Consider the following 10457-nt stretch of genomic DNA (forward strand, 5'->3'; position numbering starts at 1 on the left):
GGGACGCGTTGATTTTTTCTGCGCTCATTACATCGCCCGGCGGTCTGCATCCGATTATCCAAACAGTCCCATGACCGGCTTGCCGGTGGAGAAGGGCGGGCGGGAGAGTCCGGTGTTCATGGTGAGATCGTTCAAAGGCACACCCAGGGCATGAAGCACGGTGGCGTGGAGATCCTGCACGGTGACGGGATCGCTCACCGGAGCGGAGGCAGTCTTGTCGGATTCGCCGTAAACCGCGCCGCCGCGAATGCCACAGCCGGCGACGATGGCGGAGAAGCACTTGGGCCAGTGCTGGCGTCCGGGTGGCCCCTGCGTCAGGATGATGGGCGTGCGTCCGAATTCGCCGACGGCAACGACCAGCGTGTCTTCGAGCAGGCCACGCTGCTTGAGATCCGTGAGGAGCGCGGAGAGCGCCTGATCGAGGCGTGGCAGGCAGAAGTTCATGCCATACGAGCCACCGCCGAAGGCGTTGCCCATGCCCATGTTGCCGCCATGCATGTCCCAGCTGGAGCTGGGCGGGCCGCCGCCTTTTTCGTTGGGAGCGGCACCGACCCAGCCATTGACGGTGATGAAGCGCACGCCTGCCTCGACCATGCGCCGGGCCAGCAGGAGATTCTGACCGAGCGGATGCATGCCGTAGCGTTCGCGCACGGCCAGCGGCTCACTCTTCAAATCAAAAGCTTGCCGTCCTTCAGGGCGGGTCATGGAGTCGTAGGCTTTCTCGCGGAGTTCGTTCCAGTCCTTGCCCTGCGGATTGTCCGCGAGGAGCTTGGATTCCAGGTCTGCCAGCAGCTTGCGCCGCTCCCACAGACGCTCGGGATCTCCCATGTTATAAATCTCCGGCGGCGTGAAATTCGGCATCGCGGGGTGGTTGGTCTCGGAGCCGATGAACACCGGCGCATGCGCAGACCCCAGGTACCCGCCGGAGCCGATGTTCGGTGCGCAGAAGACCGGCGGCCCCACGCATTTGATGAGCCAGGCGTTGGAGACGAGGTTCTCCTCACTCGGCAGATGCTTGGCCACCACGGAGCCGAGATAGGGCAGACCGTCGGGCTCGCCCTGCTTCACGCGCTCGATCAACTGCCCGCTGAGCAGGTTGTGCATTGCGTCGAAGTGATTGTTGATCGGCCCGGGGTGCGTCATCGAGCGGATGAGGCAAAACTGATCGGTCACCTTCGCCAGCATCGGGTGCAGTTCGCTCAAGTGCATGCCCGGCACCTTGGTGCGGATGGGTTTGTACGGGCCGCGGATCTCGGACGGTGCGTCCGGCTTGAGATCCCAGGTGTCGAGCTGGCTCGGGCCGCCGCACAGCAGCAGAAAGATGCAGCGCTTCTTCGAAGCCACCGCTTTGCCCGAGGCATCCAGCTTGTCCTTGCCGACGACCAGTCCTGGGATGGCGAGGTTCAGTGCGCCGATGCCACCGGCTTGAAGAAACCGGCGGCGCGAGGTCGGGAGGATGTTCATAAACAGTGGCTGTTCGAGACAAATGGAAAGTTGCCTCAGGCAACATGCCCCGTGCAGACCCCGGGGCCGGATAGTTACGTCACCACGCGCCGGGATTTCTCATCAGCGGCATGAATGGCCAAAGATACAAGTATTCGCCAGCTTCAACGAGTGAACGGCGCGCAGGCCAGGCTCAGCAGTGCGAATTACCAGCTGCCGCAGAACACGGCTGCTGGTGGAAGCCCGACATCACTCAGACGCCGGGTGCCCCCAATTCCTTGCTCATCACCTGGCAACGCTACCAGGATGAAGCCGAAACGCTGATGGATGTGAAATACGCCATGCTTGATCTGCGGTCGAAGAAGTTCACGCCGGAGACCTGCCTGATGGACCCCAAACCCGTGCAGGTTCTTCAGGCGCATCCCGCCGTGGCCTTTTGGAATGATGCAAGGCGGCCTTTTTATTGCGAGCGCCAGCACGGCGATCCGCGAGGTCACATCGTGGAGATTTCCGCTGAGCGATGGCCGGACTTTCGTCAGCACTCCTCCTTCAAGGAAAACGCCGTGACACCTGAACTGGGATTTCATTCCCATGTGCAATTCCTTCCGCTTGCCAGCTCGGGCGCGTGGCTTTTCTACACCACGGGCAATCGTGCTGAAAAAATCAGCTGCTCGAACATTCGGCCGGACGGCCAATGGAATCCGGGGCCGCATTTCCTGCGATCGCAGTGGAATCAGCCAAACCCAAGTGGTGGCTTGGTCATGGAAACGCAGGCAAACCGCAGTAAGTTCACTGAGAGCCCCCCCCACAATCCAGGGCATGTGCAATATCGTTCATCGAACAAGCCACGTCTGGAATTGAGCAATAGAGGCACTAGACGCATTTGGCTGCGAGCGGGTAGCATCTGACACATGAGCAGTTTTCGACTCCGCCCCCGCTTTTCGCACGTGATCGACCTGGATGTGGAGGCTGCAGTTGAGCTGATCACCCACTATGCCCGCGAACATGCCGACCGCTGCCAGGTAAAAAGCTTTCCGGGCTTTGTGAGCCTGCATGTGGTGGAAAAGGACACGCATTACTGGTCGCCACGCCTCAGTCTGAGCCTGGAGACCGAAGGTGAAGGGAAAACACGTGTGAGTGGAACCTATGGTCCAAACACCAATGTGTGGGCGGCCTTTCTCTACGGCTACATGCTGGTTGGCTCGGTCGGGCTGTTTTCAGGAATATTGGGGACCTGTCAGTGCTGGCTTGGTATGCAGGCATGGGGGCTGTGGATCGCCACCCTCATGGGGCTGATCGCGGTGGGGATGTACCTCACGGCCCAGTTCGGCCAGAAGATCGGGGCACAGCAAACATTCCAGCTGCATCAGATTTATGAGTCTGCAGTAGGGCAGAGTGTGGAGATCGGGTGATGAGCTTCCTGCGCTGGTGGGTGGGATCATTGCTTTGATGCGGACCTCTGCTCCAAGGGATCTCACCCTGATGGTGTAATCCTGCGGTAAATGCCGCCTGCTCCATATTGAGTGAGTGAAAAGTAAAAGCCCCGCCGAATGGCGGGGCTTCTTGGAGAGCTAATTATCTCTGCTGATGACGGGTTTTAGTTTCCGCCGCGCAGCAAGTAAAAGATGAGGAGCACGGGAAGGGGAATGCCGAGGAGCCAGAGAAGGGCATAGCCAATCTTGCCCTGTTGCATGTGCTGCCATTGATTGATCCGTGTGGTTTTCATAATAGTGACGGTTAAGGATTTGTGGTTTGTTGGATCGCACCTGACATGTCTCGTGGTGCTAGAGCTCGTTTAAAATGCGCTCCACTTCTTCACGGGATTTTCCCAGCCGCTGCTGCAGATGGCCGTAGAGTTCGTCTTCCTTGCCTTTTTCATACATCACGTCGTCATCGGTCAACTGGCCAAACTTCTGCTTCAGCTTGCCCTTCATCTCGTTCCAGTTGCCCTTGATCTTGAGCTGTGCTGGAGAGTCGGTGGCCGCCTCGTGGACTTTTTCCCGGGTTTCTTCGCTGACTTTGGTGGATGAATGCTTTTCACAGGCCGCAATGCAGAGCGCCAGACACGGCAGGATGAGCATGGTTTTGAGGTTTGTTTTCATGATGTGGGGTTGGGTTTGGGTGAAATGGGGGACGGCGTTCATTTTTTGAATGCTGCCCGGCCAGTGCATGGATGGCCTGAGGGACACCGGTTTAGATTGAGCGGGCCTTTGTCCTAACATCGCGCCTCACCGCAGTGCCGGTTGCATGGATGAGGCCGTTGCATCCGCTGCTGGAAAAGGGGTCTCCACCTGCCTGGCTGCGTTTCAGCGACAGGTTGTCTGCTGATTGGCAGCTGAGGTCAGTGCTGACATTCATTGCGATACATCCACCCATGGCTTCGTGCCGATGGCATGCAGCGCCTGCTTTTCTGCTTCGCTGAGGGCACTCGCTTTCATGCAAACGCTTCCAGCTTAAATTCTTCCCATGAGGGCAAGGATCAATAGGATGACGAGCACCAGGCCGAGACCGCCGCTCGACGCATAGCCCCAGCTGGTGCTATAGGGCCAGGCGGGCAGTGCGCCGAGGATCAGAAGGATGAGAATGACCAGTAGTAGTGTGTTCTTGCTGCTGTTTCGCAGCGGCGGCACTGCGTGGCTGTAGCATGCTTTTCACTCATGCCACACGGTTGAGCGGGCATTTGGGGGAACCCTGATGTTTTGATCAGGGGTCAGGCTTCACCTGACAGGATGGACGGGGTCAGCTCGGGTTGTGAGGCGGGATGAAGTTTTGTATCTCATCTCACCATGAAAACATTCACCACCACATCCTTCACTGAATCGCCTTCCCACAACGAAATCGACACCCAGCAGCCACCTGACGAAGAACTCATGGCTGCCATCCAGCAGCGCGACGCCGGCGCGCTGGAAATTCTCATGCAGCGCTATCGCCGTCTGCTCAAGAGCGCCATCATGCGCACCGTCAATGACGACGCCGCTGCAGAAGACGTCCTGCAGGAGTGCTTCTTCGAACTGTGGCGCCAGGTGGATCACTACTCAGCTGCCAAAGGCCGACCTCTGGCATGGCTGATGACTCTGGGCAAACGACGCGCCATCGATCACCTGCGCCGCTCCATGGCCTACTGCCGCGCCAAGGACCGCATGGAAAACGCCATCCAGCAGACCGAGGCCTTCACGCAGGATTCTGCCGCCGATTGTGAGCAGGCCGATCTCGGGCGCGTCCTCGTCCAGCATCTCTCCTTGCTGCCACAAGCACAAAAGCAGGTGATCGAACTCGCCTTCCTGCAGGGCATGAGCCAGCGTGAAGTGGCGCAGGCCACCCATTCACCGCTTGGCACGGTCAAAACCCGCATGGAGCTCGGCCTGAAAAAGCTGCGCCAGACCTTCCGCACACGCAGCGCCATTCACACCCTGCAGGCCGCTTAATCTACAGCCACGACACTCTTTCCTCCATCTCGGCCATGGCGTTCGCGCCGGCAGCTGGGATGGAGGATTTTTTATGGGTGTCCCAAAATGAACAAAGGTTGCGCAGCAGTGCCTGTCATCCCACCCGCAGGAACGGCCTCGAATCACTGAGAACGCACCGGACCACCGTAAGAGGTGGGGCTAGTTCTGCATGTATGCAAAGCCGGACTGCTTGAGCGGGCCGCCAAAAAGCGGGACATTGTCGGCCAGTTGCACAAATTCCCACGACTTCTTGCCGTTAGCCCGGATCTGATAGGTCCGGCGAAAGTGATGATGCACATCCTCCTCGGTTTTGGTCTCTTTGCCTTGTGCCAGATAGGCCGCGAAGATTGGAGGCATGTTCATCTCCAGCCAGTTCACCATGCGCTTTTCTTCAGACAATATTTGGTCGCAGATGCGGACCACTTCCAGCAGGCCCAGCTGCGAGGCGCGTGTGCGCTGGATGGTATGGCAGGCGATCTCAAAATGCTCCGACACAAGGACCATAAGGACGTCCTTGATGCGCTCATCCCGGGCAAAGGCCGTGCCTGTGCTCTTCACGAGATCCATTCCCGTCCCCGGTGCCTTCATGGTTTTCAGCAGCGCTGCAGGGTCGGTTCCCAGCTGCTTCAAGAAGGTGGCGATGGCTTCCGCATGGCGCCGCGTTTCGCCGCTGTGTTGCGCCGCTTGCTTGCGCATGGCGGGGCAGTGGGAGGGATTGTCTGACAGTGTCTTCAGGGCTGTTTCCAGGGTTTTACCCAAGGCATAAATGTCGCTCAGTCGGTCGATGAGTTCGTCTTGGGTGGTCATGAGATCGGTGGAAAGGGATGTCGTGAACCGGGTTGGGTCGCCGGCTGCACGTTGCCTGTGAGTACGCACCTTGGGTGTTTGCCTGCGCTTCAGGCACAGTGCTGGTCATGCCATCAGGTAAACAATCCCAGGCTGTCAGGACCGTCGTGACAGCAGGCCAAACCGGTCATCCCTCCTGCGTGGTCATCCATTCAATCGCAAAATCCATCAGCTCCGCCGAGTCTTTGAAGCCAAGCTTTTCCTTGATGTGTGAACGGTGGGTTTCGATGGTCTTCACGCTGAGATTCAGCGTTTCGCTGATCTCACGCGTGGTCTTGCTGCGTCCGAACAATTGCAGCACTTCGAGCTGACGCTCTGAGAGCTTTTCCAGTGGGGAGCCGCAGTCATCGGTGCTGCCGGCGATGGTTTTGAAAATCAGTTTATCACTGAACTTCGGGCTGACGTAAATGCCGCCGCTGCTGACCTTTTTCAGTGCATCAAGGATATTCTCCATCGCCTGCTGCTTCATCACGTAACCCTTGGCGCCTGCTCGCAACGCGCGGAGAGCGTAGATTGATTCGTCATGCATGGAGAGCATGAGAATGATGAGTGCAGGGCGCTCGGCCAGCATATGCTTGATCAGTTCGATCCCGTTTGTCCCGGGCATTGACACATCCAGCAGCACCATGTCGGGCTCATGCAGACGCATGGCTTCAAGCGCAAGATTCGCATTGGCCGCCTCCGCGCAGATGGTCACATCGGAGGCGTGGCTGAGATACTGGCAGATGCCATGGCGGAAGACCGGATGATCATCCACGACAAGCAGTCGCCTGCCGACGCTGATCGCTGCTGGCGCGCTGGGGGCGGCGGGTGCTTGGAGGTTCATTGGAAGCTTGAGAAATGAGCCCAAGACCAGGCGATGGGTTGCCCCGAGGTCAGATTGGCTTCCATCCCATCGCAGATGTCAGAACCTCCGGATGTCCTGTTTTGTGAATCCATCTGCCGCCTTTCTTTCACTGCGAGATGCGGAGTCACAGCGTCAGCAAAAAGGCCACGAGGTCTTTTTTCTCCTCTTCATTGAGATGGATTTCCAGCACCAGATTGAAGAACTCGACGGTGTCCGCGATCGTGAGCAGGCGGTCGTCATGCAAATACGGGGGTGAGTCTTTGATGCCGCGGAGCGGGAAGGTCTTGATGGGGCCGTCGGCGCTCGCTTTGCGGCCATTGATCATCTTCTCCTTGAAGAAGCGCTCCACCTGCAGGTTGTGCATGCTGTTGTCGGTGTAGTAGGGCGCGGGGTGGCACACGGCGCACTGGGCTTTGCCAAAGAAGAGCGCCTGCCCGCGCAGTTCCGCCTCGCTGGCCCTGGCGGGGTGCAGCTTGCCGAACACGTCCAGCTTGGGTGCGGGCGGGAAATCCAGCAGTGCCTGAAACTCCGCCATGAAGTGGACCTGGCTGCCGCGTTCGAGGACGTTCACACCTTTTCGTGCTGCGTCTGCCGGGATGCCGTCGAAGTAGGCCGCACGCTGCTCGAACTCGGTGAAGTCCTCCACCGTTTTGAGCGCACGCTGGGAGCCGAAGAGCCGCTGGACGTTCAGGCCGCGCAAGGAGGGCGTGTCAATGCGGTGACGGTGCTCATTGGGACGGATGTCACCCACGGTGTGAGTCGCTGCGTTGGTGTGCCCGTTGGCATGGCAGTCGAAGCAGGCCACGCCGAGGCTCGGATGCATGCTGCGGCGGTCTTCAGTGCTGTTGAACTGCTGCTGCGGGAAGGGGGTGACGAGCAGTCGCAGCCCCTCCAGTTGCTTGGGATTGAGGATGTCTTTGAAGAGGCCGTAAAAATTGGTCTGAGTCACCAGTTTCCCCTGGGATACATCGCCAAGGTCGGGCCGTGTGGTGAGATAGATGGGCGCGGGAAATTCCGGCAGCAAATGCTGGGGCAGATCATAGTCGAGGTCGAAGCGCGACAGATCTCGCGCAGTCTGCTTTTGAGTTTCTTCAATCAGTGGCTTGGGGAACACCATGCCGCCCGCTTCGTGGTGCGGGTGCGGCAGCGGGTAAAATCCTGCCGGCCACAGATTTTTGCTCTGGATGATCTCAGGTGACATCGCTGCCAGCTTGTCCCACGTCATTCCCTCCGGCAGTTTCACACGCACGCCGGTCTGCACCGGTTTGCCGCGTGCCATCGTTACCTCCTTGGCGGGGCGGTCTGTGAGATCGTAGCGTTCGTTCAGCAGCTTTTGCTGTCGCTCGGCAAACGCGGCCTTTTCCTGCTGCAGGCGTTTGACGAGAGAGTCGAAGTCTTCTTCTGCAGCGGCCAGCAGGCCGCCGGCAAGCAGTGCGGCTGCGCAAGCGGACACGAAACGAGGAATGCGAAATGGATTTTTCATGGCAGTGGGTGGGAAGTGGGGGTGACGTGGATCTTGTCAGAAAATGAATCGCAACTGCCAGCCGGCCTGGTCGTTCAGTCTTCCGGCCCGGTGTCTTGCCTGTGGCCGAAGATATTTTTCAAAGCAGACATCCGGCCGCAGCCGCGAATGCGATTGCATGGAAAATCGCTGCTCCCCATGAAAGCACGTGCCACACCCATGACCTTTTCTCCGGAGAAGATGATCATGGAAGCGCACCTCACACTTTTAACCTGATGCCATAGGATGAGCTACCGCGCCATTATTCATGACTTAAACACCGGACGCTTCCTGCTGCGCTGCCATGTCGAGGGGCATGACCTCCATGAGGCGGAAAATGCAGCCATAGCCAAAGCCGCATTGACGACCAAAGGCCACCCCTGCGACATGGACGTCAGGCATCTGCATCAGTGCTCTGACCGCACCTTTGTCCATGCGACGGAAAGTCAGCCCTGTCCCCACGCGCATTAGGAATCAGCCGCCATAGGCTGATGTGTCACTTTCCGCAATATCACATGGGATGAGGAGCAGTGGGAAAGTGGCGCGTTTCAGCACATCCGCAGATGTGCTGCCAACAAAGAAATGGTAGAGCGCGTTGTGGTGATGTGCCCCCATAATGACGAGGTCCGCATTCAAACGCGAAATTTCAGCCAGCGCTGTTTCCGAGATCGGTCCTCTGGATTGCACCGCCCTCGCGTCCAGTCCTTGCCGCGTGCAAGACTCCAGCGCCACCGTCGAACAGCTCAGCGACCGCGAGATCGAAGTCTTCCGCGCCGTCGGTGAGGGGCGTGGCACTCGTGAGATTGCACGCACTCTCTTCCTGAGCGTCAAGACGGTGGAGACTCACCGCGCGCACATCAAGGAAAAGCTCCAGTTGAAAACCGCCCCTGAACTGGTGCGCGCCGCTGTCGAATGGGTCAATGGCGAGGCCAATCTCTAAACCCATCTTTATGTATGTGGGCGAGCCCGGTAGATTTGTGAGAGAAAACCCATCCGCTTTCCACACTCCTGCGATAGATCTGTGAGGCGTGAAAAGCAGCTCGACCAGCGATGGACTGAGCAACCGAAATGCCTTTGGTCCTGACCGACTCTTCCGTTGGTCAGGACTCTTTTTTGTCGGGAACGTACGTGCTTTGCACCTGAATGATGCATCAGGTCCGGGCGGGGAGTTGCGTCGAAAACTGGCACCTGTTCCGGGTGCCTTCCCCAGTGAAAAGCAGGTTTTGGCGGGTGCTGAGAAACGGCGGAATGGCCTGCATCAGCAATGCATCCGCAGGGCTGGCCTGTGCCGATGACATGCCTCCGTCAGTTTGGCTCCATAGTCCCCGAACACGCCCAGCAATGGGCGGTTTTTTTTTGAGGCAAATCCTCGGAATTTCGAGCCCTCTGGCATCCGGACGGGCGGCAGAAAACGATGGTGTCAGGAACAGACGGGAAGAAAAGCCATCCATTAAACTCAAAAAAGAACATGAACATGCCCCAGCACCCAGGTGAAAATACCCTCCAGAGCACAGCAGCTGTGGGCAGCCTTCATCTATGGACCGATGGCATGAGCAGACTTCTCACCACGACCGCACAGCAGATCGGCAGGATTTCCAAAGCCGCTGTCGCCGTGTTCTCGCGCCCCCATAAAGTTTCTTCTCTTCAAGTCACCTGGGCGGGCATTTTGCGTTCAGATCGCGATCAGCTCGTGCCTGAACCGAGTGAAGAACTGCGCTTTCAGGTGGCCAATCAGATGTTTCTCTGTGAAGAGGGCAGGACGTTGGTGTTTGATGACCAATGGAACCCGGATGCATGGGACCACATGAATGGCTACCGCGTGGTATTCCTGGCCGGTTCTGCGCGTGAGTTCAAAGAACCCCTGTTGCAGCGGATGCAGCAGTTCATCACCCGGCTTGGGCGGATTTAGAAGGCCTCACGCGGAGCTATTTTCTCCTCCGCGACCAGTGACCCAGGATACGGCGGCCGCGCTTCCCCGACCGCCGCCTGGAAATGCCGGACACGCTGTCCTGAGCGGCGCACAAGCAGCCGCCGTACATGATGATGACCCCGGAGAGGTAGATCCACATCAGCAGGACGATCACCACGGCGAACGCACCATAGACCGTGTTGAAGTTGCTCAGGTCATACACATAGTGTTCAAAAAGACGACGGCAGACCTGCAGCAGAATGGTCGTCAGAAAAGCGGCGAACGCGACTTCAGAATGTAGTTCACCACCGTGGCATGGTCCCAGATTTGAGAACCTGGGCAGTGTTTTAAAACTTCTTGAAAGGCTGCATCCAATCGATGACGGCGGCAAAAGCCAACAGAGAGGTGAAGTGCAAGGCAAGTTTATCGCGGCGCAATGACAAGCAGGCCCAAAGCTTGATGCGA

At 58.2% G+C, this 10457-nt stretch carries 16 protein-coding genes; 6 read left to right on the forward strand and 10 right to left on the reverse strand.

Annotated features, from left to right (window positions below; all coding sequences use genetic code 11):
* Positions 1-54: 54 nt before the first annotated feature.
* Positions 55-1464, reverse strand: coding sequence for a DUF1501 domain-containing protein (locus WAW39_RS21465; protein WP_422321210.1), 1410 nt, complete (start codon positions 1462-1464; stop codon positions 55-57).
* Positions 1465-1574: 110 nt separating this feature from the next.
* On the opposite strand from WAW39_RS21465, the gene WAW39_RS21470 reads away from it, so the two are divergent.
* Positions 1575-2351, forward strand: coding sequence for a hypothetical protein (locus WAW39_RS21470; RefSeq protein ID WP_422321211.1), 777 nt, complete (start codon positions 1575-1577; stop codon positions 2349-2351).
* Between the two features lie 39 nt (positions 2352-2390).
* Positions 2391-2855 (forward strand): hypothetical protein, encoded by a 465-nt coding sequence (locus tag WAW39_RS21475; RefSeq protein ID WP_422321212.1) that lies wholly within the window; start codon positions 2391-2393, stop codon positions 2853-2855.
* A gap of 185 nt (positions 2856-3040) precedes the next feature.
* Here the strand turns inward: WAW39_RS21475 and WAW39_RS21480 are convergent, their stop codons facing one another.
* From WAW39_RS21480 to WAW39_RS21490, 3 genes are all read right to left on the reverse strand, one after another.
* Positions 3041-3169, reverse strand: a complete 129-nt coding sequence (locus tag WAW39_RS21480; protein ID WP_422321213.1) for a hypothetical protein — start codon at positions 3167-3169, stop codon at positions 3041-3043.
* A 58-nt stretch (positions 3170-3227) separates the two neighbouring features.
* Entirely contained in the window at positions 3228-3545 is a 318-nt protein-coding gene (locus WAW39_RS21485; protein ID WP_422321214.1) for a CsbD family protein, read from the reverse strand.
* Positions 3546-3896: 351 nt separating this feature from the next.
* The gene (locus WAW39_RS21490; RefSeq protein WP_422321224.1) at positions 3897-4064 is read right to left on the reverse strand and encodes a DUF3309 family protein; all 168 of its coding nucleotides are present in this window, start codon (positions 4062-4064) and stop codon (positions 3897-3899) included.
* A gap of 165 nt (positions 4065-4229) precedes the next feature.
* Here WAW39_RS21490 and WAW39_RS21495 point away from each other — a divergent pair, with 165 nt between their 5' ends.
* The gene (locus tag WAW39_RS21495; RefSeq protein WP_422321215.1) at positions 4230-4868 is read left to right on the forward strand and encodes a sigma-70 family RNA polymerase sigma factor; all 639 of its coding nucleotides are present in this window, start codon (positions 4230-4232) and stop codon (positions 4866-4868) included.
* A gap of 180 nt (positions 4869-5048) precedes the next feature.
* On the opposite strand, the gene WAW39_RS21500 is transcribed toward WAW39_RS21495, so the two are convergent.
* The 4 genes from WAW39_RS21500 to WAW39_RS21515 all read right to left on the reverse strand — a co-directional run bounded on the left by WAW39_RS21500 (position 5049) and on the right by WAW39_RS21515 (position 8292).
* On the reverse strand, positions 5049-5696 hold the full coding sequence (locus WAW39_RS21500; protein ID WP_422321216.1) for a DUF892 family protein: 648 nt from the start codon (positions 5694-5696) through the stop codon (positions 5049-5051).
* Positions 5697-5862: 166 nt separating this feature from the next.
* Positions 5863-6561: a response regulator gene (locus WAW39_RS21505; protein ID WP_422321217.1), complete on the reverse strand. Its 699-nt coding sequence runs from the start codon at positions 6559-6561 to the stop codon at positions 5863-5865.
* Positions 6562-6706: 145 nt separating this feature from the next.
* Positions 6707-8065, reverse strand: a complete 1359-nt coding sequence (locus tag WAW39_RS21510; protein ID WP_422321218.1) for a cytochrome B6 — start codon at positions 8063-8065, stop codon at positions 6707-6709.
* Positions 8066-8139: 74 nt separating this feature from the next.
* A complete protein-coding gene (locus WAW39_RS21515) occupies positions 8140-8292 on the reverse strand; it encodes a hypothetical protein (RefSeq protein WP_422321219.1) in 153 nt (50 codons plus the stop codon).
* A gap of 37 nt (positions 8293-8329) precedes the next feature.
* Between WAW39_RS21515 and WAW39_RS21520 the strand changes: the two genes are divergently transcribed.
* Positions 8330-8554: a hypothetical protein gene (locus tag WAW39_RS21520; RefSeq protein WP_422321220.1), complete on the forward strand. Its 225-nt coding sequence runs from the start codon at positions 8330-8332 to the stop codon at positions 8552-8554.
* A gap of 3 nt (positions 8555-8557) precedes the next feature.
* Here the strand turns inward: WAW39_RS21520 and WAW39_RS21525 are convergent, their stop codons facing one another.
* The gene (locus WAW39_RS21525; RefSeq protein ID WP_422321221.1) at positions 8558-8896 is read right to left on the reverse strand and encodes a universal stress protein; all 339 of its coding nucleotides are present in this window, start codon (positions 8894-8896) and stop codon (positions 8558-8560) included.
* On the opposite strand from WAW39_RS21525, the gene WAW39_RS21530 reads away from it, so the two are divergent.
* Together WAW39_RS21530 and WAW39_RS21535 are read left to right on the forward strand one after the other, a co-directional pair.
* Complete coding sequence (locus WAW39_RS21530; RefSeq protein ID WP_422321222.1) at positions 8796-9023, forward strand: LuxR C-terminal-related transcriptional regulator; 228 nt, start codon at positions 8796-8798, stop codon at positions 9021-9023. The genes WAW39_RS21525 and WAW39_RS21530 overlap by 101 nt on opposite strands.
* A gap of 609 nt (positions 9024-9632) precedes the next feature.
* Positions 9633-9992, forward strand: a complete 360-nt coding sequence (locus tag WAW39_RS21535) for a hypothetical protein (protein ID WP_422321223.1) — start codon at positions 9633-9635, stop codon at positions 9990-9992.
* A 16-nt stretch (positions 9993-10008) separates the two neighbouring features.
* On the opposite strand, the gene WAW39_RS21540 is transcribed toward WAW39_RS21535, so the two are convergent.
* A complete protein-coding gene (locus tag WAW39_RS21540; protein ID WP_422321225.1) occupies positions 10009-10413 on the reverse strand; it encodes a YhjD/YihY/BrkB family envelope integrity protein in 405 nt (134 codons plus the stop codon).
* Between the last annotated feature and the right edge of the window lie 44 nt (positions 10414-10457).

The sequence above is a fragment of the Prosthecobacter sp. genome, assembly GCF_049294395.1.
Taxonomy (GTDB): domain Bacteria; phylum Verrucomicrobiota; class Verrucomicrobiia; order Verrucomicrobiales; family Verrucomicrobiaceae; genus Prosthecobacter.

Coding starts and splice junctions, on each gene's coding strand:
- WAW39_RS21465 (WP_422321210.1), bottom strand. CDS start 1,464: ATGAACATCCTCCCGACCTCGCGCCGCCGGTTTCTTCAAGCCGGTGGC.
- WAW39_RS21470 (WP_422321211.1), top strand. CDS start 1,575: ATGAATGGCCAAAGATACAAGTATTCGCCAGCTTCAACGAGTGAACGG.
- WAW39_RS21480 (WP_422321213.1), bottom strand. CDS start 3,169: ATGAAAACCACACGGATCAATCAATGGCAGCACATGCAACAGGGCAAG.
- WAW39_RS21485 (WP_422321214.1), bottom strand. CDS start 3,545: ATGAAAACAAACCTCAAAACCATGCTCATCCTGCCGTGTCTGGCGCTC.
- WAW39_RS21495 (WP_422321215.1), top strand. CDS start 4,230: ATGAAAACATTCACCACCACATCCTTCACTGAATCGCCTTCCCACAAC.
- WAW39_RS21500 (WP_422321216.1), bottom strand. CDS start 5,696: ATGACCACCCAAGACGAACTCATCGACCGACTGAGCGACATTTATGCC.
- WAW39_RS21505 (WP_422321217.1), bottom strand. CDS start 6,561: ATGAACCTCCAAGCACCCGCCGCCCCCAGCGCGCCAGCAGCGATCAGC.
- WAW39_RS21510 (WP_422321218.1), bottom strand. CDS start 8,065: ATGAAAAATCCATTTCGCATTCCTCGTTTCGTGTCCGCTTGCGCAGCC.
- WAW39_RS21515 (WP_422321219.1), bottom strand. CDS start 8,292: ATGATCATCTTCTCCGGAGAAAAGGTCATGGGTGTGGCACGTGCTTTC.
- WAW39_RS21520 (WP_422321220.1), top strand. CDS start 8,330: ATGAGCTACCGCGCCATTATTCATGACTTAAACACCGGACGCTTCCTG.
- WAW39_RS21535 (WP_422321223.1), top strand. CDS start 9,633: ATGAGCAGACTTCTCACCACGACCGCACAGCAGATCGGCAGGATTTCC.